Source organism: Sphingomonas sp. AP4-R1 (assembly GCF_013113735.1).
Lineage (GTDB): Bacteria > Pseudomonadota > Alphaproteobacteria > Sphingomonadales > Sphingomonadaceae > Sphingomonas_I.
Genome location: NZ_CP053346.1, coordinates 2,801,595 through 2,827,099, shown reverse-complemented (window position 1 = coordinate 2,827,099; position 25,505 = coordinate 2,801,595). Strand labels below are relative to the sequence as shown.

Annotated in this window: 21 protein-coding genes and 1 tRNA gene; 10 read left to right on the top strand and 12 right to left on the bottom strand. The window is 66.2% G+C overall.

The features are described 5' to 3' along the window. Positions 1 to 9: 9 nt before the first annotated feature. From HL653_RS13140 to HL653_RS13125, 4 genes are all read right to left on the bottom strand, one after another. Entirely contained in the window at positions 10 to 348 is a 339-nt protein-coding gene (locus HL653_RS13140) for a P-II family nitrogen regulator (RefSeq protein WP_171744907.1), read from the bottom strand. 382 nt (positions 349 to 730) lie between these two features. Continuing rightward, on the bottom strand, positions 731 to 2,155 hold the full coding sequence (gene tldD, locus HL653_RS13135) for a metalloprotease TldD (protein WP_171744906.1): 1,425 nt from the start codon (positions 2,153 to 2,155) through the stop codon (positions 731 to 733). 31 nt (positions 2,156 to 2,186) lie between these two features. Further along, positions 2,187 to 2,966, bottom strand: coding sequence for a PEPxxWA-CTERM sorting domain-containing protein (locus HL653_RS13130; RefSeq protein ID WP_171744905.1), 780 nt, complete (start codon positions 2,964 to 2,966; stop codon positions 2,187 to 2,189). A 240-nt stretch (positions 2,967 to 3,206) separates the two neighbouring features. Beyond that, positions 3,207 to 3,395, bottom strand: coding sequence for a zinc-finger domain-containing protein (locus tag HL653_RS13125; RefSeq protein ID WP_171744904.1), 189 nt, complete (start codon positions 3,393 to 3,395; stop codon positions 3,207 to 3,209). A 73-nt stretch (positions 3,396 to 3,468) separates the two neighbouring features. Between HL653_RS13125 and HL653_RS13120 the strand changes: the two genes are divergently transcribed. After that, positions 3,469 to 4,392: an ABC transporter ATP-binding protein gene (locus HL653_RS13120; RefSeq protein ID WP_171744903.1), complete on the top strand. Its 924-nt coding sequence runs from the start codon at positions 3,469 to 3,471 to the stop codon at positions 4,390 to 4,392. Positions 4,393 to 4,455: 63 nt separating this feature from the next. Here the strand turns inward: HL653_RS13120 and HL653_RS13115 are convergent, their stop codons facing one another. Beyond that, on the bottom strand, positions 4,456 to 5,637 hold the full coding sequence (locus HL653_RS13115; RefSeq protein WP_253718064.1) for an acyltransferase family protein: 1,182 nt from the start codon (positions 5,635 to 5,637) through the stop codon (positions 4,456 to 4,458). Between the two features lie 192 nt (positions 5,638 to 5,829). Here HL653_RS13115 and nadB point away from each other — a divergent pair, with 192 nt between their 5' ends. Further along, positions 5,830 to 7,428: an L-aspartate oxidase gene (nadB, locus tag HL653_RS13110; protein ID WP_253716841.1), complete on the top strand. Its 1,599-nt coding sequence runs from the start codon at positions 5,830 to 5,832 to the stop codon at positions 7,426 to 7,428. Between the two features lie 10 nt (positions 7,429 to 7,438). Here the strand turns inward: nadB and HL653_RS13105 are convergent, their stop codons facing one another. Beyond that, the gene (locus HL653_RS13105) at positions 7,439 to 9,748 is read right to left on the bottom strand and encodes an MHYT domain-containing protein (RefSeq protein ID WP_253716839.1); all 2,310 of its coding nucleotides are present in this window, start codon (positions 9,746 to 9,748) and stop codon (positions 7,439 to 7,441) included. Positions 9,749 to 9,917: 169 nt separating this feature from the next. Between HL653_RS13105 and HL653_RS13100 the strand changes: the two genes are divergently transcribed. The 4 genes from HL653_RS13100 to HL653_RS13085 all read left to right on the top strand — a co-directional run bounded on the left by HL653_RS13100 (position 9,918) and on the right by HL653_RS13085 (position 15,277). After that, positions 9,918 to 10,805, top strand: coding sequence for a histone deacetylase (locus HL653_RS13100; RefSeq protein WP_216600061.1), 888 nt, complete (start codon positions 9,918 to 9,920; stop codon positions 10,803 to 10,805). 10 nt (positions 10,806 to 10,815) lie between these two features. After that, complete coding sequence (locus tag HL653_RS13095) at positions 10,816 to 12,015, top strand: cell wall hydrolase (protein ID WP_171744900.1); 1,200 nt, start codon at positions 10,816 to 10,818, stop codon at positions 12,013 to 12,015. A gap of 137 nt (positions 12,016 to 12,152) precedes the next feature. Then, positions 12,153 to 14,654 (top strand): TonB-dependent receptor, encoded by a 2,502-nt coding sequence (locus HL653_RS13090; protein WP_171744899.1) that lies wholly within the window; start codon positions 12,153 to 12,155, stop codon positions 14,652 to 14,654. Between the two features lie 314 nt (positions 14,655 to 14,968). Then, positions 14,969 to 15,277 (top strand): hypothetical protein, encoded by a 309-nt coding sequence (locus HL653_RS13085; RefSeq protein ID WP_216599864.1) that lies wholly within the window; start codon positions 14,969 to 14,971, stop codon positions 15,275 to 15,277. A gap of 164 nt (positions 15,278 to 15,441) precedes the next feature. On the opposite strand, the gene lepA is transcribed toward HL653_RS13085, so the two are convergent. The 4 genes from lepA to HL653_RS13065 all read right to left on the bottom strand — a co-directional run bounded on the left by lepA (position 15,442) and on the right by HL653_RS13065 (position 20,905). Beyond that, positions 15,442 to 17,247, bottom strand: coding sequence for a translation elongation factor 4 (lepA, locus tag HL653_RS13080; RefSeq protein ID WP_171744898.1), 1,806 nt, complete (start codon positions 17,245 to 17,247; stop codon positions 15,442 to 15,444). A 158-nt stretch (positions 17,248 to 17,405) separates the two neighbouring features. Beyond that, positions 17,406 to 17,609 (bottom strand): hypothetical protein, encoded by a 204-nt coding sequence (locus HL653_RS13075; RefSeq protein WP_216599863.1) that lies wholly within the window; start codon positions 17,607 to 17,609, stop codon positions 17,406 to 17,408. Beyond that, positions 17,606 to 18,763 (bottom strand): PepSY domain-containing protein, encoded by a 1,158-nt coding sequence (locus tag HL653_RS13070; RefSeq protein WP_253716837.1) that lies wholly within the window; start codon positions 18,761 to 18,763, stop codon positions 17,606 to 17,608. The genes HL653_RS13075 and HL653_RS13070 overlap by 4 nt, the downstream gene beginning before the upstream one ends. Positions 18,764 to 18,799: 36 nt before the next feature. After that, positions 18,800 to 20,905 carry a TonB-dependent siderophore receptor gene (locus HL653_RS13065; RefSeq protein ID WP_171744897.1) on the bottom strand — a complete coding sequence of 702 codons (2,106 nt, stop codon included), beginning with the start codon at positions 20,903 to 20,905 and terminating at the stop codon, positions 18,800 to 18,802. A gap of 238 nt (positions 20,906 to 21,143) precedes the next feature. Between HL653_RS13065 and HL653_RS13060 the strand changes: the two genes are divergently transcribed. Both HL653_RS13060 and HL653_RS13055 read left to right on the top strand, forming a co-directional pair. Then, positions 21,144 to 22,286 carry a lipopolysaccharide assembly protein LapB gene (locus HL653_RS13060; protein ID WP_171744896.1) on the top strand — a complete coding sequence of 381 codons (1,143 nt, stop codon included), beginning with the start codon at positions 21,144 to 21,146 and terminating at the stop codon, positions 22,284 to 22,286. A 63-nt stretch (positions 22,287 to 22,349) separates the two neighbouring features. After that, complete coding sequence (locus HL653_RS13055) at positions 22,350 to 22,628, top strand: hypothetical protein (RefSeq protein WP_171744895.1); 279 nt, start codon at positions 22,350 to 22,352, stop codon at positions 22,626 to 22,628. A gap of 330 nt (positions 22,629 to 22,958) precedes the next feature. Here HL653_RS13055 and HL653_RS13050 read toward each other — a convergent pair whose 3' ends face one another. Beyond that, entirely contained in the window at positions 22,959 to 23,909 is a 951-nt protein-coding gene (locus tag HL653_RS13050) for an AAA family ATPase (RefSeq protein ID WP_253716835.1), read from the bottom strand. A gap of 13 nt (positions 23,910 to 23,922) precedes the next feature. Further along, on the bottom strand, positions 23,923 to 24,498 hold the full coding sequence (gene pnuC, locus HL653_RS13045) for a nicotinamide riboside transporter PnuC (protein ID WP_253716833.1): 576 nt from the start codon (positions 24,496 to 24,498) through the stop codon (positions 23,923 to 23,925). Between the two features lie 356 nt (positions 24,499 to 24,854). On the opposite strand from pnuC, the gene HL653_RS13040 reads away from it, so the two are divergent. Together HL653_RS13040 and HL653_RS13035 are read left to right on the top strand one after the other, a co-directional pair. After that, positions 24,855 to 25,244 (top strand): hypothetical protein, encoded by a 390-nt coding sequence (locus tag HL653_RS13040; RefSeq protein WP_171744893.1) that lies wholly within the window; start codon positions 24,855 to 24,857, stop codon positions 25,242 to 25,244. A gap of 140 nt (positions 25,245 to 25,384) precedes the next feature. Continuing rightward, positions 25,385 to 25,461: transfer RNA gene (locus HL653_RS13035), tRNA-Pro, on the top strand. Positions 25,462 to 25,505 lie beyond the last annotated feature (44 nt).

Here is a 25,505-nt window from a genome sequence, read left to right as displayed (position 1 = left end):
CCTTCGCTCTCAGAGAGCCGTCTCGTCGGTCTCGCCGGTGCGGATGCGCACCACCTGGCCGAGATCGAGCACGAAGATCTTGCCGTCGCCGATGGCGCCGGTGTTGGCCGCCTGCTGGATCGCCTCCACGACCCGCGGCGCGAGTTCGGCCGCGCAGGCCACCTCCACCTTGATCTTCGGCACCATGTTGGTGCTGTACTCGGCACCACGATAGATCTCGGTCTGGCCCTTCTGACGGCCGAACCCCTTGACCTCCGTGACCGTCATGCCCTGGACGCCGAGCGCGGACAGAGCCTCGCGCACCTCGTCGAGCTTGAACGGCTTTATGATGGCAATGACGAGTTTCATCGGGCCTCCCTGCCTATTGTGGAAAATCACGACGCAAAAAGCGTGCCAGCCACAATAAGCCAGAGCAGGAAGGCGGTCAGCCCGTTCAGCGCGCAGGAATCGCCTGAAATCAGCCCGAAGCTTAGGCAAGTTTGAAGGAATGCACAAAAAGCGTGCATCGTCGTTACGCGGATGTGACGACGGGAGGGCAGCCGGATGACGCCGGGAAACAACCGGAAGACGCGAAAACGGTTCCGCGAAACCGCGTTTCACCGCCACCCTGAATGCGCGTCAGGATCCATCGACCGACACCGCCTCAGGCGGGTCGCGTGCAGATAGGTTACCTCATGGATCCTGAAACGTGGTCAGGATGGCGGGGAAAGACGTGCGGCCGAAGACCGCCTCAGGCGGCGGTGCCGCCCACCGTCAGGCCCTCGATCAGCAGGGTCGGCTGGCCGACGCCCGCCGGCACGGACTGCCCGCCCTTGCCGCAGATGCCGACGCCTTCGTCCAGCGCCATGTCGTTGCCGATCGCGGCCACCTTGGTCAGCACGGTCGGCCCGTCACCGATCAGGGTCGCGCCCTTGATCGGCGCGCCGAGCTTGCCGTTCTCGATGCGATAGGCCTCGGTGCAGGAAAAGACGAACTTGCCGCTGGTGATGTCCACCTGCCCGCCGCCGAAGCTGCGCGCATAGATGCCGTTCTTCACGCGGCTGAGGATCTCGGCCGGATCGTCCTTGCCGCCATGCATGAAGGTGTTGGTCATGCGCGGCATCGGCGCGTGGGCGAAGCTCTCGCGGCGGCCATTGCCGGTGGGCGCCACGCCCATCAGCCGCGCATTGAGCCGGTCCTGGATATAGCCCTTCAGGATGCCGTCCTCGATCAGCACGTTGGTCTGCGTCGGCGTGCCCTCGTCGTCGATGGTGAGGCTGCCGCGCCGGTCCGCGATCGATCCGTCGTCCACCACCGTCACGCCCGGCGCCGCCACGCGCTCGCCGATGCGGCCCGCGAAGGCGGAGGAGCCCTTGCGGTTGAAATCGCCCTCCAGCCCGTGGCCGACCGCCTCGTGCAGCAGCACGCCCGGCCAGCCCGGCCCGCACACCACCGTCATCTCGCCCGCCGGGGCCGGCACGCTGTCCAGATTGACGATCGCCTGCCGCAGCGCCTCGTCGATCGCGCGGTTCCACGTCGCCGGCTCGAACAGCCGGTCATAGAGATAGCGGCCACCCAGCCCGAAGAAGCCCGTCTCCCGCCGCCCATTCTGCTCGACCACGAGGCTGACGTTCAGGCGCACCAGCGGCCGCACGTCGGTCGCGACGAAGCCGTCCGCGCGCACGATCTCGACGACGCTCCACGATCCCGACAGGCCGACGGTCGCCTGCACGATGCGCGGATCGCGCGCGCGCGCCGCCGCATCGATCTGCTGGCACAGCGCCACCTTGCGCGCGAACGGGATCGCCGACAGCGGATCCTCGCCCGTATAGAGCGCGGCGTTGGTCTTGCGCGGCGCCGGCGCGAGGCCCGCCTTGGTCGGATCCAGCAGCGTCATCGTCTCGGCCGCGCGGCGGATCGCCGCCTCGCTCACGTCGTTGGCATGCGCGAAGGCGGTCGTCTCGCCGGAAAGCCCGCGCAGGCCGAAGCCGCCCTGCGTGTTGAAATCCGCCGTCTTCAGCCGCCCGTCGTCGAAGCCGAAGCTCTCGCTGGCGATATATTGGAGATAGAGTTCGCCGTCGTCGCAATTGCGGAGCGCATCGCCCGTCAGCCGGATCGCCGTCTCCGGATCGAGATCGCGATAAAGGAAGCGGCGGGGGTCTGCGGCATGGGTCATGCCACGGATATAGGCGCTCCGCCCGGCCGCGTTAAGCGACCTTCTGCGCGATCCGCCGCGTACGCCGGCGCACCGCGCCGATCGCGCCGAAGCCGACGAGCATCGTCGCCCAGGTCGCGGGCTCGGGCACCGGCGAGGTCGGCGGTGGCGGTGACGAGATCGTCAGCGACAGATTGGCGCCCGCGCTGCGGCTGGCCCCCGTCGCAACCGGGGCGTTCTCCGGCGTGCTGTCCTCCGAAAATGCCGCGATCATCAGGCTGTAGTCACCCGGCTGCAGCGTATAGACCGCATTCACGGTGCCGGAGACGAAGCCGTCCCGATACGTGGTTTCCGTCCGTCCGAAAGCATCGAGCCCAAACAGGCCCAGCGTCAGATTGGTCGCCGCGCTCGTGTTCGCCAGCGCCGAGAAGAGCGTGAACGACAGGGTCGATTCCGTATCGATCGAAAAGCGGTAATAGGCGCTCGCGCTCGCCAAGCCATGCGTTGCGGGTTGAGACGCCAGCGCATCCGTGACGACCTGCGTTCTCAGAAAGAAATCGGCACTGTCCGGGCGATCGAAACTGATGGCCCCCGCGGCTGACGTTTTCACCTGTGCGAGAAAACGCTCCTCCGTCAGATCGGAGGATGCGGTGGTCTGCGTGTCTGTCCCGAGATTGAGCAACTGATCGTTCGACGTCCGGATCGTGTCCAGCGCGCCGGCGCCGGCGCGCACCTGAAACGACGTGCGGGCCACGTCGAACGTGACCGTCGCCTCCGCCGGGCACGCGGCGACAAGCACCGCCAGAAGCGGCAAAACCTTCCACGCAACCATGTACACCCCCAAAGCCTACGAACCAAAGGCCTGCCAGAAATGGCCGGCAACAGATGGTTAACACGACTTTGACGATTCCAAAAGCACTCCAATACCGTTCCATAAAAGAATTACGGAATGGATCGATGCCGCATATGGAAAAGGCGCGTCACCGCTGCGGTGCGCGCCTCGCCCCGATCGGGGCCTGTCAGGATTGGCCGGAAGGCCGGGTCATGCGGGCGGCCACGGGCCACCCGCGACTCAATGGTCGGCGGGGCCGCCCTCGAGGATGAAGCGCCGATCGCAATAGCCGCAATCCACGAAGCCCTTCTCGTCGATTTCGAGGAAGACGCGCGGATGGCCAAGCGCCGCGCCCCCCGGAATCTCGGTGGCGCCGTCACAGGCGACGCGGTGGCTGTGGACCTTGGTGGTTTCGGGTGCGGGCAGCATGGTTGCGCTCGATAGCGAACTGCCCGGCCAAGGGCAATTGCCCGCGCGCGCGGCTGCTTCTATGGCGCGCGCCATGAGCGACGCAGCCATTTCGATCCAGGGCCTCAGCAAGACGTACAAGGGCGGCAAGCAGGCGCTCACCGACGTGACGCTGGACGTGCCGCGCGGCAGCATCTTCGGTCTGCTCGGCCCCAATGGCGCCGGCAAATCGACCACGATCAACATTCTCGCCGGGCTCGTCACCAAGACGTCGGGCAGCGCCTCGATCTGGGGCTTCGACATCGACGCGCATCCGCGCAACGCCAAGGCCTCGATCGGCATCGTGCCGCAGGAGATCGTGTTCGATCCCTTCTTCACGCCGTTCGAGATGCTGGAAATCTATGCCGGCCTCTATGGCGTGCCCAAGGGCCAGCGCCGCACGATGGAACTGCTGCGCGCGGTGCATCTGGAGGACAAGGCCAACGCCTATGCCCGCACGCTTTCGGGCGGCATGAAGCGGCGCCTGCTCGTCGCCAAGGCGCTCGTCCACAATCCGCCCGTGCTGGTGCTGGACGAGCCGACCGCCGGCGTGGATGTCGAGCTGCGCCAGCAGCTCTGGGCCTATGTGCGTGAACTGAACGAGCGCGGCACGACCGTGATCCTCACCACCCATTATCTGGAGGAGGCCGAGGAATTGTGCGATCGCATCGCGATCATCAATCACGGCCGCGTCGTCACCAACCAGCCGACGCGCCAGCTGCTCCAGCTCGCACAGGAAAAGGCCGTCACCGTGATCGTCGATCGCGATCTGGTCGAGCTGCCGCAGGCCCCCTGCTTCGAGCGCACCCAGATCATGGGCGAGCGCACGCTGAAGATCACCTATTCGAAGGACAAGGTGAATGCGGGCGACGTGCTGACCGCGCTGCAGGAAGCCGGCCTCGGCGTGGTCGATGTCTCCACGCACGAAGCCGATCTGGAAGATATCTTCCTGAACCTCACCCGCGATCCGGCCGCATAACACGCGTCATGGCGACCCCGGCCTTGAGCGGGGTCGCAAGGACGGTTCAGGCTCAAGCCATTCTCAGCAAGGGCGGTTCGCCGTCACCTTCGCCACCTGCGCCTTGGGGCGGACCGGCTCCGCCCCCGGCGCGATCCCGTTGAAGAGCAGGTTCAGCGCGGGCGTGCGCCGCACCAGCAGCCACATGCCCCACGACAGCGCGAAGGTCAGCGCGAGAATGACCGCGAAGCCGATGCCGGGCTGCAGGCCGATCCGCTTCACCACATCGTAAAGGCCGATCAGGATCGGCATGTGGAACAGATAGATCACGAACGATCCCGCCACGAGATTCTGCACGATCCGGCTCGGCCGATCGAACAGCGCCCGCGCCAGCGACACGGTCACCTGCGTGAGCGCCACCGCCGTCAGCGTGACGAGGAAGCGACCGAGCGGCGGCCAGACTTTCTCCGAATACAGCAGGCTGACCGCGACCAGGCCGACCGTGGCGGCGATGATCGTCGGCGAAGGCCGCCCGAGCGCCTCCGTCAGCTGCGGGCTGCGCTGGAGAAAGGCGCCCAGCAGGAAATAAGGCGCAAAGCCGATCAGATCGTCGAGACGCAAGATCTCCTGGATCAGATTGGTGTTGAGCCCGGCCTTGTAGAACAGCTCGATCGCGGCGCCCTCGAACAGGCCGATCGCCGCGCCGATGACGAGCAAGGTCAGCGGCAAAGCACGCGCCATGCGATCATCCCACCCGGCCGAAAGCCGCCAGCGGCCGAGCGCCGGAAACAGGGCGACCGCGCCCGCCCCCAGGGCGCTCAGATAGAGCAGCACGATCAAGAACCAGAGATGGCGCACCCAATAGCCGCCCGAGGTCGCCGTCTGGTATCGCCATTCGGCGAAGGCCGCATGCACGCCGCGCCCCGAAAGCTCGCCCAGCATGTTCAGCACCGGCACCAGAACGAACAGACTGGTGACGAGCGGGATGCCCAGCCGGAAGGCGCGCGATCCCAGCCACGGCAGAGCGGGGCGGCGCGCCAGCAGCAAAGCCGCGAAATAGCCCGCCACCACGAAGAAGGCCGGCATGCGGAACAGATGGATGAAGGCGGCCAGCCAGCCCAGCGCGCCCGATTCCTGATCCACCGCGACGATCCAGCCGCCCGGATGGTAGAGCATCGCCACATGATAAGGCAGGCCGAGCAGCATCAGGAACGCGCGCGTCACGTCCCAATAATGCTGTCTCTGTCTGGTGTCGGCCGGTGTCATGCTCACGCTCACTCTGCTGGTCGGGACCATCCCGGAACGGGGCGCTTGAACACCCGCTGACTCCGCGACGAAACCGCGTCCTGTGACATGGAACGCGCGGCGAACCGCTTGTTCCCCACATGCACGGCTTGCAACCGGCCTTCGGCAGGCCTAGCGGCTCACTCTTCCGGGAAGACAGAAGAGGGTTCCGGGTTGAGCGTTCCTCACGATTTCGACGTTCTCATCGTCGGTTCCGGCGCGGCCGGGCTCACCGCCGCCCTCCATCTTGCGGATCACGTCAGGGTAGGCGTTCTCGCCAAGGGCGGGCTGTCCGAAGGCTCCACCGCCTGGGCACAGGGCGGCATCGCCGCCGTGCTGGAAGAAGGCGACACGTTCGAAAGCCATATCGAGGATACGATGGTCGCGGGCGCGGGCCTGAACGATCGCCGTACCGTGGAATATGTGGTCGAGAACGCGCCGATCGCGATCGAGCGGCTCGCCAGGCTCGGCGTCCCCTTCACCGTCGATCATGGCGCGCTGCATCTCACGCGCGAGGGCGGGCACAGCCACCGTCGCATCGTCCATGTGGATGACGCCACCGGCGCCGCCGTCCAGCGCTCGCTGGAGGCCGCCGCCACCGCACATCCGAACATCACGCTCGTCGCCAATCATGCCGCCGTCGATCTCGTCACCGGCCGCCACGGCGAACGCTATTCGGCCGAGGGCCATGTCTGGGGCGTCTATGCGCTGGATCGCGAGACGGGCCGGGTGGAGCTCTTCACCGCGCGCGCCACGATCCTCGCCACCGGCGGCGCCGGCCGTACCTATCTCTATTCCACCGCGCCCCGGGGTGCCACCGGCGACGGCATCGCGATGGCGTGGCGCGCGGGCTGCCGCGTCTCGAATATGGAATTCATGCAATTCCATCCGACCTGCCTATGGAATCTGGACGTGAAGAACTTCCTGATCACAGAGGCGGTGCGGGGCGAAGGCGGCCACCTGAAGCTGCCGCCGGGCGTGCCCAATGGCGGCCACCGCTTCATGCCCGATTTCGATCCCCGCGCGGAGCTGGCCCCGCGCGATATCGTCGCCCGCGCGATCGATCACGAGATCAAGCGCTTCGGCCTCGATTACGTGCATCTTGATATCAGCCACATGCCCTCGGCCTTCATCCGCGAGCATTTCCCCAATATCGACGCGCGGCTGATCTCGCTCGGCATCGACATGACGCGCGAGCCGATCCCGGTCGTCCCCGCCCAGCATTACACCTGCGGCGGCATCGTCGTGGACCTCGACGGCCGCACCGATCTGCCCGGCCTCTATGCGGCGGGCGAATGCACCCAGTCCGGCCTGCACGGCGCGAACCGCCTCGCCAGCAATTCGCTGCTCGAATGCCTCGTCTTCGGTGAGGCGGCCGCGCGCGACATCCTCGCGCAGTGGGATCGCTTCCCGGCCCCGCCGCCGATCCGCGCGTGGGACGAAAGCCGCGTGTCGGAGGCCGACGAGGACGTCGTCGTCCAGCACAACTGGCGCGAGATCCGCCGCTTCATGTGGGATTATGTCGGCATCGTCCGCACCACCAAGCGGCTGGAACGCGCCAAGCACCGCGTCGACATGCTGCGCCACGAAGTCGCCGATTATTACGGCAATTATCGCGTGACGGCCGACCTGATCGAGCTGCGCAACCTCGTCGACGTGGCCGACCTGATCGTCCGCTCCGCGCTCCACCGCAAGGAAAGCCGCGGGCTCCACTACACGCTCGATTATCCGGAGATGCTGCCGGAGGCGAAGGACACGATCCTGGTGCCGTGATGCCCGATCGTCAGATCTTGCTCGGTCGCGCCCTGCGTCGACGCAGCGGGATCACCTCGGCCGATCCCGCCGCCAGCCGGACCGCACGCGCCAGCAGGCGCTGCGTGAAGGGTTTGGAGAGAAAGTGGACGTGCGGCGCCATCGACGGCGCCATGTCGGCATAGCCGCTCACCAGCAGCACCGGCAGGCCGGGTCGCTCCACCTCGATCCGCTTGATCAGTTCCATCCCGGTCATGCCCGGCATTAGCTGGTCGGTGACGATCATGTCCGGCGCCGCGTCGAAGGTCAGCCGGTCCAGCGCCTCCGGTCCCGACGAGGCGGTGATGACCCGGTGGCCTAGATCTTCCAGCAGCGCGACCGTATTGCCCAGCACCAGCGGATCGTCATCCACCACGAGGATGGTGAGCGCGGGCATCGGCGGAACCTCGCCCTCTTCCTCGGGCGGGGCGGCCGTCGCCACGGCATCGGTCGCCACGGGCAGGTAAAGCGAGGCGACGGTGCCCTGCCCCACCTTGCTCTTGAGCAGCAGGCGCCCGCCCGATTGCGCGGCCAGCCCCTGCACCATCGACAGGCCCAGCCCGGTCCCCTTGCCGACGCCCTTCGTGGTGAAGAAGGGATCCACCGCGCGCGCCAGCGTCTCGGCATCCATCCCCTGGCCGCTGTCCGCCAGCGTCAGCTTGACGTAGCGGCCCGCGACCAGACCGTTTTCGCCGCCCGGCGCGAGTTCCTCGGACGCCGTGATGTCCAGCAGGCCGCCGTCCGGCATCGCGTCGCGCGCATTCACCGCCAGATTGAGCAACGCCATTTCCAGCTGGTGCGCGTCCACCTTGGCGGTGGGCAGGCGCAGCGGAAAATGCGTCTCCACCCGCACCATCGGCCCGAGCGACCGCTGGAGCATGTCCGTCATGCCACGCACCAGTTCGGGCACGTCGACCGGCTCCGGCCGCAAATCCTGCCGGCGCGCGAAGGCCAGCAGGCGCTGCGTCAGCGCGGCGCCGCGATGCGCGCCCTCCAGCGCGCTCGCGACATGCCGGGCGGCGCGCGGATCGCCGTCCGTCCGCTTTTGCAGCAACTCCAGATTGCCGGTGATGACGGCCAGCAGATTGTTGAAATCATGGGCGACGCCGCCCGTGAGCTGGCCGATCGCCTCGATCTTCTGCGCCTGCCGCAGCGCCTCTTCGGCGCGCTTGCGCTCGGTCACGTCGGTGATGCCGCCCAGAACGTGGCGCACATTCCCGTTCGCGTCATATTCGACGCGGGCCGTGCAGACGATATCGAGGAAGCGCCCTTCCTTGGTGACGATGCGATATTCACGCGGGCTGAGTTCGCCCTTCTCCAGCAGCTCCGGCCAATCCTGCAGCCGCCGCTGGCGCGCGGACGCCTCCGTCATGAAATTGATGAAGGGCCGGCCGATCACCTCGTCCGCCGTATAACCCATCAGCTGGAGCCACATGTCGCTGACGCGCTCGATATTGCCCTGTTCGTCGAGCGAATGGAGCGGCAGCGGCGTGCCGAGATACAGCGTGCGGAAGCGCTCCTCGCTCTCGCGCAGCGCATCCGCCTCGCGCTCGGCCATCGAGACGAACCGCCGGTCGAACATCGCCGCCACCAGCGCCATGAACAGGATCAGGAAAGCCGCCGCCGATACGGACAGAGCGAGGCCGGGCTGGCCGACGCCGGGCACCCCGATCTTCATCGCCATCGAGGGCGCCGCCACGAACGTCGCGGCGGCCATGCCGGTATAATGCATGCCCGCGATCGAGACGCCCATCAGCAGCGCCGCCCCGATCCGCTCATACAGCGCGCTGCGCCGGTCCGACAGCCAGAGCGCCGCCGATGCCGCGCCCACCGCGATGAGAACCGACAGGATCACCAGCGGGGGATCGTAACGCAGGCTCATCTCCATCCGCATCGCGGCCATGCCGATATAGTGCATCGCAGCAACGCCGCCGCCCATCAACAGGCCGGCGAGGACCAGCCCGCCATATCGGATGCCCAGACGATCCCGCGCGACGAAGGCGATCCCCGTCGCCCCGATCGCCACCAGCAGCGAGAGCAGGGTCAGCCCGACATCGTAGCTTAGCGCCATGCCCGGCATCACGAGCGCGAGCATCGCCACGAAATGCATCGCCCAGATGCCACCGCCCATCGCCACGGCGGCGGCGGCCAGCCACAGCCGCCGCGTCCAGCCGTCCGCCGCGCGCACGCGACCGGCCAGATCCAGCGCGGTGAAGGACGTCACCACCGCGATCAGCAGCGAGATCGTCACGAGGATCGGATCGTGCGATCCGGTGATCACGAGGCCAGGGGCGCTTTCCATACTATCTCTCTATTCTCGCCGATGCCGCACCTGCTGTACAGGAGCAGCGCGCAACCATCCCCGATCGTGCGGGTTCAGCCCGGCGGCGCGCGGATCGTACGCGCCAACAGTCCAAGTAAAGAGGCACGCGATCGTTCCGCTCAACATCTGTCACCATCCGGACTATTTCGTGCCGCGCTTCCAGAACGGCGCGCTTTTGCCGGATAAATATGCGTGCGTGCTGGCGGCTTTGCGCGAAAGCGCCGTGCCGATGCGGGTCCATGCGCCGGAGCCGATGGCCGCCGAATGGATCGCCGCCGTCCACGATCCCCTCTATGCCGAACAGGTCCTCACCGCGTCCGTGCCGCCCGAAAAGGAGCGCCGGATCGGCTATGCCGTCACGCCCGCCATCGCCCGCCGCTCGCAGCTCACGGTCGGCGGCACCTTCCTCGCCGCACGCCTCGCGCTCCATTACGGCTATGCCGCCAATATCGCGGGCGGCAGCCATCATGCGCTGCCCGATACGGGCGCGGGCTATTGCGTGCTGAACGATCTCGCCATCGCCGCCAACCGGCTGATCGCCGAGGGCGATGCGCAGCGCATCCTCATTGTGGATCTGGATGTTCATCAGGGCGACGGAACGGCTGTATTGACGGCCGGGCGCGATGATATTTTCACCGTATCGCTCCACGCCGAAAGAAATTTTCCTGTCCGCAAGGCCCGGTCATCGCTCGACGTCCCACTTCCCGACCGAACCGGCGACGAAACCTATCTCGCAATTCTTTCCGAAACCTTGAACAAGGTTCTCGACAGATTTTCAGCGGATTTGCTGCTCTATCAAGCCGGCGTCGATCCGCATGGCGACGATCGACTCGGCCGCCTCGCTTTGTCTTCGGAAGGATTGCTGGCGCGCGACCGGATGGTGATGAACCATGCGCTGCACCGCGGCATCCCGCTCGCGAGTACGCTCGGCGGCGGCTACGGACCCGACATGCACGCCCTCGGCGCGCGTCACGCCGCCACCATCCTCGCGCTGGCCGAGGCCGCCTCGGCGCCCGCTTATCCCTCCCAAACATGAGCCGCCCCGCATGACGACGCGCGTAGACAGGCTGGCGCTCGGCGGCTTCCTGCTGCTCGGCCTGGCGATCCTGATCGCGATCGTGGCGCTGAGCATCGGCTTCGGCAGCTCCGCCCCGCTCCCCCGCAAGCCGGTGCCGATCGCGCGGAGCCTGCCGGGCAAGCGCATCGTCCCCACCACCGCGCCGCCTCCGGTCGAACCGATCGAATATGCGGACATGAGTGCCGACGAAGCCCGCGCCTTCAACGCCACCGTGCCGCTTGTCGCCGGCCGGCTCGTCCCCGCCCCGCCCTTCCGCTTTGCGGGCGATCCGGCCGATCGGGCGCGCGCCACCGCCTGCCTCGCCGCCGCCGTCCTCTTCGAAGCCGGCGATGATCCTGCGGGCGAGGCGGCGGTCGCACAGGTCGTGCTCAATCGCCTGCGCCACCCGGCCTTCCCGAAGACGGTCTGCGGCGTCGTGTTCCAGGGATCGGAACGGCACACCGGCTGCCAGTTCACCTTCACCTGCGATGGCGCGCTCGCCCGCACGCCCGCGCCCGCAGCCTGGGCGCGCGCCACCGCGATCGCCGCCCACGCGCTCGACGGGCGTGTCGTGAAAGAGGTCGGCACCGCCACCCATTATCATGCCGATTATGTCGTGCCCTATTGGGGGCCGAGCCTGGCCAAGATCGCGGTGGTGGCGCCGCATATCTTCTATCGCTGGCCCGGCCGCTGGGGCCTGCCCGCCAGTTTCGTCGCGGCCGGACGGGGCAGCGAGTCGATCGATCCGCGAGTCGCCGCTTTCGCCGGCCTCGTCCCCGGCACCGCGCCGTTCGTGCCGCGCGATGATGACGGGGCGCCTCTCCCGCAGCCCCCGCTCCAGCAACATTTCGTTACAGGCGTGCCCGAATCGGCCCTGCACGGCGCGGTCGTCCGCCTCAAGGACGAGGAGGCAGGCCAGTATATCCTGCAGCTGAATCCGTCCGCCAATCCGGGCAGCTATGCCGTGCTGGGCTTCACCATCTGCACTCGAAAACCCGATTGCATCGTGATGGGATGGACCAGTGTGGACGAGGTTCCCCGCGCCTTCCCGATCACGCCTATCGCGTTGCGATCACTGGCTTTCCTCTATCGCCGCAGCAGCATCCTCCAGACGGCGGCACCCTATTGGGATTGCCGCCGATTCCACCGCTCGCTCGCCGCCCAATGCCTTCCCGGAACAGGAAAATAAGCGCCCTCCGCCGCCCTGGCACGCCCTGCAATATCGTTCATCCCCTGTCACACTTCGGGGCCGCTTGTCACATAAGCGTCATCGGCCTTCCCTAGAGCGCGCCCCGACAATCACGAAATTTCAAATGGGGGTTACACATGCGATTTGGCGCAGGATTCCGCTCGGGGCTCATGCTCGGCGGGACGATTCTTCTGGCGATGCCCGCCATGGCGGCAGCGGCCGATGCGGCTCCGGCCGAAGCACCGGCAGCGGAAGATCAGGCGCTCGGCGACATCGTCGTGACCGCGACCAAGCGTGAGACGAACCTCCAGCAGACCCCGATCTCGATCAGCGTCGTGAACGCGGCCGCGATCGAGGATCGCCACATCCAGAGCCTCTACGACATGGCCGACGGCTCGGTGCCGTCGCTCCGCGTCGCCACCTTCGAAGCCCGCCAGTCGGCGCTCACGATCGGCATCCGCGGCATCGTGCCGCTCGACGCCAACCAGCCCGCCCGCGAACAGGGCGTCGGCATCTACATCGACGGCGTCTATCTCGGCCGTCAGCACGGCCTGAACGCCGGCCTGTTCGACATCGAGCGCATCGAAGTCCTGAAGGGTCCGCAGGGCACCCTCTTCGGTCGTAACACCGAAGGCGGCGCGCTCAGCATCGTCTCGAAGGCCCCGACCGGCGAATTCGGCGGCCGCGTGACCGCCGGCATCGGCAATCTCGGCGCCTATAATGGCGACCTCCACATCGATCTGCCGGCCTTCCACGATTTCGCGCTGAAGGTCGACGCGATCAAGCAGTATCAGGGCGCCGTCACCAAGAACCCGATGGCCGGCCAGACCGGCTGGGGCTATTATGACCGCGTCGGTGGCCGCGCCGCCGTCCGCTGGAAGCCGTCCGAGCTGGACATTACCGACGATTTCTCGGTCGATTACGCCAAGGACAAGAACAGTCCGTTCTACAGCCAGCTGCTGAACTACAACCCGAACGGCTGCGCCGCCGGCGCTCAGTCCGCCGCGCCGAACTGCTACCTGCCCGGCACCGCCTACACCACGCTGACGGGCACCGTGCGCCCGACGCTTCCGGGCGTCGTGGTCGAGGGCAACAAGCGCATGCGCACCGCCGACATCGGCGTGCCGCAGCAGCCCAGCGTCGACAAGACGCATGGCTTCACCAACCAGCTGAAGTGGAAGGCCGCCGACTGGGTCGAGCTGCGCGCGATCACCGCATGGCGCGGCGTGGACGTCACCCAGTGGGATAACTCCGGTGGCGCGCATCGTCCGCCGGTCGTGAACCTCACCACGGCCTGCACCGTCGCCTCGCCCTGCCAGTTCAGCCGCTACAGCCTCGCCTCGCTGCACCAGGATCAGTTCAGCCAGGAACTGCAGGCGGTCGGCTCGGTCGGCAATTTCGATTATGTCGCCGGCCTGTTCTACTTCAACGAGCATGTGACGGATGACGCCGCCACGCCGAACTCCAGCGGCGTCGCCCTCGTCAACGGCGTCGCCCAGTATCTGGTGCTCGACTCCTGCCGCGGTTCGGGTGGCTTCGGCTCGGAGCTCGGCTGCCGCAATATCGACCGCGCCTCGGCCGTGAAGACCAAGAGCTACGCCGCTTACGGTCAGGTCACCTGGAACGCGACCGACCGCATCCACATCACGGCCGGCGGCCGCTACACGAACGACAAGAAGAAGGGCCAGCTGCTCATCTCGCGCGGCACCACCTACGCCCTGAACCCGACGGCCGCCACGAACGCCGGCTACAAGCCGCTGGACGAGAGCTGGAACCGCTTCAACCCGATGGCGACCGTGGCGTTCGACGCGACGGACAACATCCATCTCTATGCGAAGTATGCCACCGGCTACCGCGCCGGCGGCGCCAGCTCGCGCACGATCAACTATCAGGCGTTCGATCCGGAGGACGTGAAGTCCTACGAAATCGGCGCCAAGACCGACTTCTTCGATCACAAGGCGCGCCTGAACGTCGCGGCGTACATCATGGATCGCAAGGATAGCCAGGTCGACATCAGCAACATCCAGTTCCTGGGGTCGTCGAGCTTCAACAATCTCGTCACGATCAATGCGCCCGGCAAGACCAAGATCCGCGGCGTCGAGGTCGACATGACGGTCCGTCCGCTCGCCGGGCTGACGCTGAATGCGGGCTATGCCTACACCTACACGAAGATCCCGCTGGTCCCGATCACGGTGAGCACCGGTGGCGCCACCACGACCGTCAACCAGCGCTTCTTCATCGTGTTCACGCCGCGCAACGCGGCCAACGCCTCGATCGATTATGATCTGCCGGTCGGCGGCGCGGGCGCCAAGCTGCGCTTCCACTTCGACGGCAACTATGCGCAGGCCACGCAGGCCTTCGACCAGTTCGCCACGAAGGCCGACTCCTCGACCATCTTCAACGGCCGCATCGCGCTGGCCGATATCCGGATGGGCGATGGCGGCCAGAAGCTGACCGTCTCCGTCTGGGGCCGGAACATCTTCGACAAGGATTACGTCTATCGTCGTGATCCGTCGAACAGCCTGCCCGGCACGCCGACCACGAGCGCGACCACCGGCAGCATCGGCAACATCATGGGCGACTACGGCAACTTTAACATGCCGCGCACCTTCGGCGTCGAAGGCACCGTCTCCTTCTAATATCCCCGATCTGGCCGCCGGAGCCGTTCGCCGAAAGGCGGGCTGCTCCGGCGGTTTTTTTGTGCGTGCGCGGGATCGCAAGCGCCCGCTCAGGGTCAAAGGAGACCGTCACCCTGAACTTGTTTCAGGGTCCATGACCCGAACCGTCGAGCCAAGCCGGCCCGTCAGGTCATGGATGCTGAAACGAGTTCAGCATGACTGGAGGAGAGCGAGGGGAAGCGCGCCCAAATTCCGCCCGCCGCATCGATCGGACCGGACGTGAAACCTCCTCGGTCCCGCTTCGTTCGACCTGCCATCATCGCAGGAGACTATAGATGCGTAACAAGCCGCTTGCCGCCCTCGCCGTCACCGCCCTGCTGGGCCTCGCCGCCTGCAGCTCGTCGACCGAGAATGCCGCGAGCGCCACGCTGAACGGGGCCGCCAACGATACCGAGGCCAATCTCAACGAGTTGAGCAGCACCGCCGACAATGCGGCCGACAGCGCCACGCCCGCGCTGAACAATGCGGGCGACGCGCTGGCCAACGGCGCCACCGCTGCCGGCAACGCGATCGACAACGCCGCCGACGCGACCGGCCACGCGCTCAGCAACGCCGGCAACACCATTTCCAATTCGGCGCGCTGAGGGCGGCGCCTAACGAATAGATCGAGCGTCCCGTCCTCCCCCGCCAGGGGGAGGTGGCGCCGAAGGCGACGGAGGGGGAGGTTAGCGACCCGCCCGCGTCCTCCCCCTCCGTCAGGCTAAAGCCTGACACCTCCCCCTGGCGGGGGAGGACGGGGAAAGATCCCCTACCCCTCGTCGCCCATACGCAGCGCCGCGATGAAGGCCTCCTGCGGGATCTGGACCGAGCCATATTCCCGCATGCGCTTCTTGCCTTCCTTCTGCTTGTCGAGAAGCTTGCGCTTGCGGCTCGCGTCGCCGCCATAGCATTTGGCGGTCACGTCCTTGCGCATTGCCGCGATCGTCTCGCGCGCGATCACCTTGCCGCCGATCGCCGCCTGGATCGGGATCTTGAACAGATGCCGCGGGATCAGATCCTTCAGCCGCTCGCACATGCCCCGGCCGCGCGCCTCGGCGCCGGTGCGGTGGACGATCATGCTGAGCGCATCGACCGGCTCCTCGTTCACGAGGATCGACATCTTCACGAGATCGCCCTCGCGATAGCCGATCTGGTGATAATCGAAGCTCGCATAGCCGCGCGAGATCGACTTCAGACGATCGTAGAAATCGAACACCACTTCGTTGAGCGGCAGTTCGTAAACAAGCTGCGCGCGCCCGCCCACATAGGTCAGGTTCTTCTGGATGCCGCGCCGGTCCTGGCACAGCTTCAGCAGCGAACCGAGATACTCATCCGGGCAATAGATGGTCGCCTCGATCCACGGCTCCTCGATCGTCTCGATCCGGTTGGGATCGGGCATGTCCGCCGGATTGTGCAGCTCGATCGTCTTCGCATCCTCATTCTTCGTATGCGTGAGGTGCAGGTGATAGACCACCGACGGCGCGGTCGTGATCAGGTCCAGATCATATTCGCGCATCAGCCGCTCCTGGATGATCTCCAGGTGCAAGAGGCCGAGGAAACCGCAGCGGAAGCCGAAGCCGAGCGCGGCCGACGTCTCCATCTCGAACGAGAAGCTGGCATCGTTCAGGCGCAGCTTCGAGATGCTCTCGCGCAGTTTCTCGAAATCGTTCGCGTCGGTCGGGAAGAGGCCGCAGAACACCACCGGCTGCACTTCCTTGAAGCCCGGCAGCGGCTCGGCGGCGGGCTTCTTGGCGTCGGTGATCGTGTCGCCCACGCGCGTCTCGGTGATTTCCTTGATCTGCGCGGTGATGAAGCCGATCTCGCCCGGCCCCAGTTCGGCCAGTTGCTCGATCTTCGGGCGGAAACAGCCGACCCGGTCCACCAGATGGCGCGTGCCGCCCGCCATGAAGGCGATTTCCTGCCCCTTCTTCAGCACGCCCGCCATCACGCGCACGAGGATGACGACGCCCAGATAGGGGTCATACCAGCTGTCGACGAGCATCGCCTTCAGCGGCGCGGTCGCATCGCCCTTCGGCGCCGGAATGCGCTCGACGATCGCGTCCAGAATGTCGTCGATGCCGATGCCCGACTTGGCCGAGGCCATGATCGCCTGCGAGGCATCGAGGCCGATCACATCCTCGATCTCCTGCCGGACCTTCTCCGGCTCGGCGGCGGGCAGATCGATCTTGTTGATGACGGGCACGATCTCATGATCATGCTCGATCGACTGATAGACGTTGGCGAGCGTCTGCGCCTCCACGCCCTGCGCCGCATCCACCACCAGCAGTGCGCCCTCGCACGCGGCGAGGCTGCGGCTGACCTCATAGGCGAAGTCGACATGGCCCGGCGTGTCCATCAGGTTGAGGACATGGCCCTTCCAGTCGAGGCGCACGGTCTGCGCCTTGATCGTGATGCCGCGCTCCTTCTCGATATCCATATTATCGAGCACCTGCGCGCTCATCTCGCGCTCGGCGAGGCCGCCGGTGCGCTGGATCAGGCGATCGGCAAGCGTGGACTTGCCATGATCGATATGGGCGATGATCGAGAAATTGCGGATCTTGTCGAGCGGGGTCATCGCGTGCGCCTAGCAGGGAGTGAGGAAGAGCCCAAGCCCGCTTGCATGAGGGAGCGTCACAGCGAGCGCCCCTACCCATTCGTGCTGAGCGAAGTCGAAGCACGAACGGAGTTTTTTGCCTGCCATCTCCGGACTGGCGGGGGAAGTAAACGCAGCCCCTACCCCGCCGACCATCCCCGCCACGCCGCGATCATCACCACGATCGTCAGTCCCAAGGTCAGCCACGAGACGAGATCGTAGACCCCGTCGCCCACCAGCGCCGCGATCAGCCCCACCGCGCTGGCGAAGGCCATCACGATCGGCCAGCGGAAGATGCGCCAGTTGCTCTGCGCGCCCGGCGACGGCGCCCTGGACATTTTCATTCCGCCGGCTCCGGCACCACGAGCCCGCCCGTCCGCACCTCCAGCACGCGCCGGTCGAGCGACGCGCGCCTTTTGCCCAGCCAGAGATAGAGGCCCGTACCCAGCACGATGATCGCCGCGACATCCAGCAGCGCCCAGATGATCTTCAGCGGCAGCCCGCCATAATCGCCAAAGTGCAAAGGCGCGGACAGGAAAACCGCCTTCACATACCAGGGCATCTGGCGCAGGTCGGTCAGGCGCCCGGTTTCGGCATCCACCATCGCCGGGTTCACGAGCCGCTCGGTCAGCGGCGTCGCCCCCGCCAGCGCCACCATATAATGATGCGGGGTACTGTAGCCCGTGCCCGGAAACGCGATGAAGCTCACCCGCGCCGCGGGCGCGGCCGCGCGCACCGTCGCCACCGCCTTGTCCACCGAAGCGAGCGTGTTGGGCAGTTTCGCCCCCTTATAGGGTGCCGCCATCTCGGCCAGCTCGTCCGCCTGCCAGATCATCGTGATCGGCAGCGACATTGTGAGGATGAAGCCCGTCAGCCCCACCACCGTCACCCAGCCGAGCGTGACGATGCCGATCATATTGTGCGTATCCAGCCATTTGAGCCGGCGGCTGCGATCCTTGCGCACCGTGCCGAAGCGCAGTTTTCGCATGAAGGGCGCGTAGACGACCACGCCCGAGACGATCGAGACGAGGAATACCAGCCCGATCCCACCGAGGAACAATTCGCCCGGAAGCCCCAGCAGCAGATGCGCGTGCAGATCGAGCAGGAAGGCCATTACGCCCTCGTCCAGCGGCGCGGCCTGCACCTCCGCCCCCGTCCGCGCGTCGAACAATTTATACTTCATGTCGGTGGCCGACGCGCCGTAGCTGGGCGCGACCGTCACGTAGAGCAGAGGCTTGTCCTCGTCCCACGTCATGTAGAGCGTCTTCCAGCCGGGATGATCGGCCACGGACGCTTTCTGCACCACATCGAGATTCGCGCGCGCATCCGGAGCCACGCCTTGCGCCAGTTGCGGCGCGCGTGTGGCCTCGTCGATCTCGTGCGCAAAGATCAGCGGCAGGCCGGTGATGCAGAACATCAGGAGGAAGAGTGTGCAGACGAGGCTGGTCCACTTGTGGACCAGATACCACGCCTTCACCCTGCTCTGGGACATCGCCATCGCGAGGCTCCTACGCCGCCGCCCCCGGCACCCGCCTCAATATTTCCACGTGATCGTGCCCAGGATCGTGCGCGGCGCGGCGTAATATCCCTGATCGACGACGAGCGACGTCAGATATTTGCGATTGCCCACGTTCTTCAGGTTCGCGCTGACTTCCCAGTGATCGTTGAGCGCATAGCGCGCGAGCAGATCGACCACGGCGTAACCGCTCTGCGTCAGCTTGCCCAACTGGCCGGTGTTCGGCCCGGCGGTCAGCGGCGAGGCCGACACCGTGTAGATCTTGCTCTGATACTGGAGCGACGCACCCAGCTTCAGCCCGTCCAGCGCATGCGGCGCATAGGTCAGGTTCAGGCGCCCCGTCTGGCGCGGCACGAAGGTGCGGACGGGCGCGTCATTCTCGCCGCGCACGCGCATGATCGTGTAGCCGCCGGTCGCCTGGATCTCGTCGGTCACGCGGCCCCCGAATTCCAGTTCGATGCCTTCGGACTTGGCGTCCACGCCGCGATAGATGGTCTGGCCGATCGTGGGATCGAAACCTGCCGATTCGGCCGTATTGTCCTGCCGCGTCTGGAAGATGGCGAGGCTCGCGGTCGCGCGACCGCCCAGCCACTCGCCCTTCACGCCGCCTTCCAGATTCTTGCCCTGGATCGGCGCCAGCACCCGCCGGTCCGCGCCCGACTGGGTCTGCGGATTGAAGATGGTGGTATAGCTCGCATAGGCGCTGATATTCTTGGTCAGGTCCAGCGTGACGCCCGCGTAAGGCAGTGCGCGCGTCTTCTTGTAATTACTCGGGACGCTATAGGATTCGCCGTCGCTAATAGCGCGGGTCACGTTCACCCCCACCATCAGCTTCAGCGGATCCGCCAAGCTCAGGCGGACGAGGCCATAGGCCGTCTCGCGGCGCGTATGCTGGTTCAGGCTGAGCGTATAATTGCTTGGGAAGTTCGGGCGCGGAAAGCTGCCATCGAACAGCTGCGAGAGCGGCACGGACACGCCGATCGCGCTGGTATCGTAGGACGAATATTGCTTGTACTGCTGCGCGCTGCGGTTCACGCCGAACATCAGGTCATGCGTCCGCCCGAACAGGGTGACGGGGCCGCCGACATAGGCGTCCAGCGTCAGGTTGCGCGTCGGCCCGTCGAACGCACCCGGATAGGTAACGACGCCCAGACCCGTCGCCCGATCCGGATTCTGATAGACGTAGAACAGCTGGTCCTTCTCGCTGATCGCGCGCCGCACCGCCGTCACCTTGCCGATCCAGCCATTGCCGAACTGGTGCGTCACGTCGCCGAAGATCTGGCGGTCGATCACATTCCAGCTCGACCAGTCCGGCGCGGTGCTGGAGGAGCGATCCAGCGGGATGCGTCCCCCATCCGTATAGTAAAGCGGGATCGAGCCCCACATCGCGCCGTTGCTCTTATGGTCCTGATGACCATAGCCGACGCTCACCGTCGTATCCGGGCCCAGATCGCCCTCGACGATGCCGTATCCGGTCCAGCGGCGCAGATGATAGCGATCGAGATAGGAATCCTTGTCGACGAACGCGCCGACGACGCGCGCGCGCAGCGCCCCGTTGCCGGTCAGCGGCGCGCTCACGTCCGCATCGAGCCGCAGATCGTTGTACGAGCCATATTGCGCGCTGAAGGTCGCCTGCAGGTCCTTGGTCGGGCGCTTGCGGATGAAGTTCACCACGGCGGAAGGATTGCCGGTGGAGGAGAGCAGGCCCGGCGCGCCGCGGATCACCTCGATATGATCGTAGATCGAGGTGTCGATCGATCCGGTCTGGATCTGGAACGCGAAGGGCAGGCCGACGCCGTCGATCTGGAAGGTCTGGATGTCGAAGCCGCGCGCCGAATAATAAACGCGGTCCGTCTCCACCGCGAGCACGTTCACGCCCGGCACCGTCGCCAGCAGCTGGTTCACGTCGGTCAGCTTGAAATCGCGCATCTGCGCGTTCGTGACGATGCTCATCGATTGCGGCGTCTCGCGCTTGGACAGCGGCAGGCGCACGGCGGTGGACTGCACGGTGGTCGTATAATCCTCGCTGCCCTCGGTGCGCTGGGCGGTGACGACGATATCGTCGGTCCGCGGTTCGACGGCCGCTTCGGGGGCGGCGGCCATCAGCGCGAGCAACAGGTTCATGTAACGAGCTTCCCTTTGATTATTCCGGACCGGCCCGATAGCAATCCGACGAGGTATTGCAACTCATTATCAATATCTCCATCAACCGTTCGTCGCGATATGCCGTTCCGAAACCAGCCAGAATGGAGGGGAAGCTGCGCGCCCGCCATGGACAGGACCCCGCCGATCACGGATATTTCCCCATCGGCGCGAACCGATGGGGCTCGCCGCCAGGAGGCTGCCCGATGCAGATGCGCGCATGATCGCCCTTTTCGCCTTCGCTCTGGCCCAGGCCATCGCCGCTCCCCCGCAGATCGTGGTGACGGGCAAGTCGCTGGATAAGGCCTATGCCGAATGCATCGCCGGCGGCTGCACGCCGCTGCGCGATGCACAGATCTCGATCGCCTGGGCCGAGAAGCTGTTTCGCGACGGCGACTATATGAAGGCCAAGGTTTCGCTGTCGAAGGCGGTGGATCGCAACAGCCGCTTCGCCCGGAGCGATCCCCGCCCCGTGGCCGCGATCTACGAGGCCTATGCCACGGTCGCGCTGCACGAGGGCGACAAGGACGTCTATCGCCGCGCGGTCAGCAATCAGGTGCAGACGCTGCGCGACAATCTCCCGGCAGACGATCCCGCCGTGACCGATACGGCGCTGGCGCTGGGCGACATGTGGGTGAAGCTGCAGAGTCCGCGCGACGCCGATGCGGCCTATCAGGCGGCGGAGCGAAAGGCACGGGAGCAGGGGCAGACCAATATCGCTTTGTCGGCGGCGCTGCGCCGCGTCTGGCTGGCCAGTTCGATGGATCAGCATGATCGCGCCGCCCACCTGCTGGAGGAAATCGCCCGCGATCCCATCGCGCAGGATCCCGCCATTCAGGCGATCCTTCCGGCACTCCGCCTGCGGCTCGCCATCCGCAATTCGAACGACGCCGAGATCACCCGCGCCGTCGATACGCTGGGCGGCAAAGGCACCGCGGACAAACCCGTTCTCGTCTGGGCGCCTCCCTATGAGCAGGGCGCGGATGCCGCGGCCCAGGATAGCGCGCGCAGACTGGGCGTGTTCGATCCTACCGACACACGCTCCACGGATAACGACCCGATCAAGTGGGCCGATGTCGGCTTCTGGGTCCGCCCGGACGGCCACACCGACGAGGTCGAGATCCTGCGCGGCTCTCCCGCCCGCGCCTGGGCCAATCCGGTGCTGAACCAGATCACCGCACGCCGCTATGCCCGCCTGAACGAAGACAGCGCCGCCCCCGGAGTCTACCGGATCGAACGCTTCACGATGCGCGCGACCTACATGGTGCCCAAGGGCAGCCTGATCCGGAGACGCGCCGGCCCCGGCCGCCTCGAAATCGTCGACCTGACCGACGCCAGCACCCGCCCGCCCAAGGCGAACTGACCGGCCGGGCTTCCGAGGAGGCAGGCGAATGGCGGCTCCCGCCCCGTTGCGGACATTTAGGGGATGCCGCATCTGTCGAGCATGATAAATTGGGTCCGTGAAATAACCCCGATCTACGGCAACGGGTGGGTGGACGCTGAAGGCGCGACCCGCGATGTTCCAGAGCCTTTCCGGCTCGGCTGTGACACTCCCAACGCGACGGAAGGGATCGTGTTGGGAGAACACGAGTTTTCCGGAGCGACTGCCTATCTCTCGCCGCGCCACGCGACGCTCGATGGGGTTTTCAATGTCGAGATCAGAAGCGGCGAAGTGCAGCTTTCGTATGGCTACGCGGAAGCATAGCTCGTTGCATTTCCCGCTCGCCAGCAGACAGTCCGCTTTCCACCAGAAAGCAGCCCCCTCCCACTTTTCTCTCCGCGTCTCTGCGCCTCTGCGTGAAACCAATCCTCTTGCGCGGCCACGTGAAGCAGCCGGTCCTCAAGAGCCCGCGCCGCCCTTTGCGATGCAGGATTTGCCGTGACACTTAGTCGGTCCGCCACCCGCCAAAGAGTCGGACCTCATGCCCCCGTCCATTCCGATTTCGCGTCTGCCGCCCGCGCTGTGGCGACCTTCACGCACGGGCACGTGGAGGCGTGACCTTCGTGTGACTTTCGGCGTCCGCGCAGCCTCGTCTCAGCCCAGCCCGGCCTCGCGGATCGCCGCCAAAGATCGTTCGAACCGTTCCTCCGGCGCGCCGGAGACGATCGCATAGGGCAGGCCGCGCCGCTCCAGCTGATCGCGCGAGCAATCGAAGAATTTCCGCCGCCGCTCGGCATCGCCGAAGAAGCGCGTGCCATCGTCCACCCACGGCATGTCGATATCCAGCAGCAGGTACAGATCGGCCGTCTCGTCGAAGCTGTCGAACCAGGGATCGCTGCGCTCGAACAGCATCTCGGCCCAAGCCGCCGTCATCAGCGGATCGGTATCAAGGATCAGGCGGCGGTTGCACACGCGCAGGGTCGCCCGCGTCATCGCCGCGTGGGTGCGCCCGATCGCCAGCAGATCGGCCATCGTCAGCGCCAGGCCGAACGCCTCGCAATAGGTGCGCCCATATTCGGGCAGATAGAGCGTTTCGAAATGGCGCGCGAGGCGCGGCGCCAGCGTGGATTTGCCCGTGCTTTCCGGCCCGTGCAGGCAGATCGTCTTGGCGAAATAAGGCTTCACCGGCGGCGGCAGGAAGCCCCACGCCGCGAACGGATCCTCGCGTATCTCGGCGCCGGAAATCGGCACCACGCGCTGGTCGTGATCCAGCTCGACGAAGCGCGCGCCCAGACGGGCGGCCGTGGCCTCGCCCTGGCTGCTGCCGGCGAACATCACGTCGATCGGCTCGGCCACGATCGATCGCAGCAGATCGGCGAAGCCCGCCGCGCGCGGCGGCCCTTCGGGCAAATCGAGCGCGACCACATCCACCTGCGGCAGCAATTCCTTCAGCCACGCGACGCGCAGGCCCAGCGGCACCGTGCCGCCCGGCTCTCCCAGCGCCACGATCGTCAGGCGATCGACCAGCTCGCGCGCCGTCCGCGCCAGCATGATCTGCCCCTCGTGCGGCGGATCGAAGCGACCGAAGATCAGGCCGTGCGTCACGCCCCCGTCACCCTCACGCCCGCATGTCCTTGTTCCCACGCTCCGCCCGCAGCCAGGCGAGCCACCCCCACACCGACATGAGCAGAAACAAGACGTAGAGCAAGGCCGTCACCCTCAAGTCCCGGCTCCAGTAAAGCGCGATCGCCACGACATCGACCGTCACCCACAACGGCCATGTCTCGACCAGACGGCGCGCCTGCAGCATCTGCGCGGCCACGCTCATCGCCGCGACGGCACCGTCCCAATAGGGATTCACCGCGTCCGTATAGCGATGCATCATGCTGCTCCAGGCGAACCAGGCGACGGTCCCGCAGGCCGCCCACACGGTGCGCGCGCGCCAGCCGAGCCTTTCGACCACCACCTCGCCCGCGCGGCCGGATGACCGGCGCCATTCCCACCAGCCGTAGAGCTGGACGACGATGAAGAAGATCTGGAGCAGCGCGTCGCTATAGAGCCGCTGCTGGAAGAAGATCGGCACGTACATCGCCACCATCGCGATGCCGAACGCATAATTCCAGATGCTGCGGCGGACGAGCAGCACCATGTTGATCACCCCGAGGGTGGCGGCAGTGATCTCGAGCCAACTCACGATGCGCAAGCCTACCGCAAGGCCCGGGATCAAACCAGTAACGATCCGTAAACCCATAGGAACCCACGGGATTCAACGAGTTGTCATCATAATGTGGCGCAAGTTTCACCGAAAGGCGCGATAGAGTCTGTCCCGGGTGGTTCGCAATGGACGTCCGGGGGGACACGGCATGATCAGGAGCGCGATCGGCTCGGGGATCGGTGCGGGGGCACTGTTCTTCGCGCCCTCCCCTGCCCCGGCAGCGGCACCGGAGGCGACGTCGCTCGATCGCCTGCTGACCGACCGATCCTCGCCGAGCCCGCGCCTCTACGCTTCGTTGCTGCCGCGCCTTCGGACTGATCGACCAGACCGACGCCTTGCTCCATGCCGGCGGCGGGATGATCGCGCTGGCGCCGTTCGGGGAGGGCTTCAGTCTCTCGGCCCGTGATCGCCCGGATCGCGGCGGCGCGCGCAACTGGACCTCGCTGCACGCCGGATCGGTCCGGGGCATGAGCTTCGTCGGCGGCCTCGAATCGCTGAGCGGCCGCCGGATCGTCCGCAAATTCGCGCCCGCTCTGATGCTCGGCTACGGCAAGAGCCCGGTGCGCGGGCTGAATTTCGCGCTGGAAGGCGGGATGCTGCTCCGCAGCCGTCTGCTCACCACGCCCATCGCCGGGCTCGCCCGCACCTCCCTGCCCGACATACGGGGCGCCGACAGGGTGCGCGGCACCGCGCTCGTCCAGGCACGGCTGGGCTATCGCTTCTAGGCTTATCCCCAGGGAATGACGCTTCCGTCGCGCCAATGCGGATTAGGGCCTTGCCGCCGCGAAAGGTGGTCGCTAAAGGGCGCCATCTTGGCTCGCCGGACCCGCCTGACCCACAGGCATTTACGGGTTTCGGACTCCGTCGGGGAGTAGCTCAGCCTGGTAGAGCACTGTCTTCGGGAGGCAGGGGCCGGAGGTTCGAATCCTCTCTCCCCGACCATCGCAAAAATCCGTCTGAAATCGTTGAATTCAGACGGATTTTGC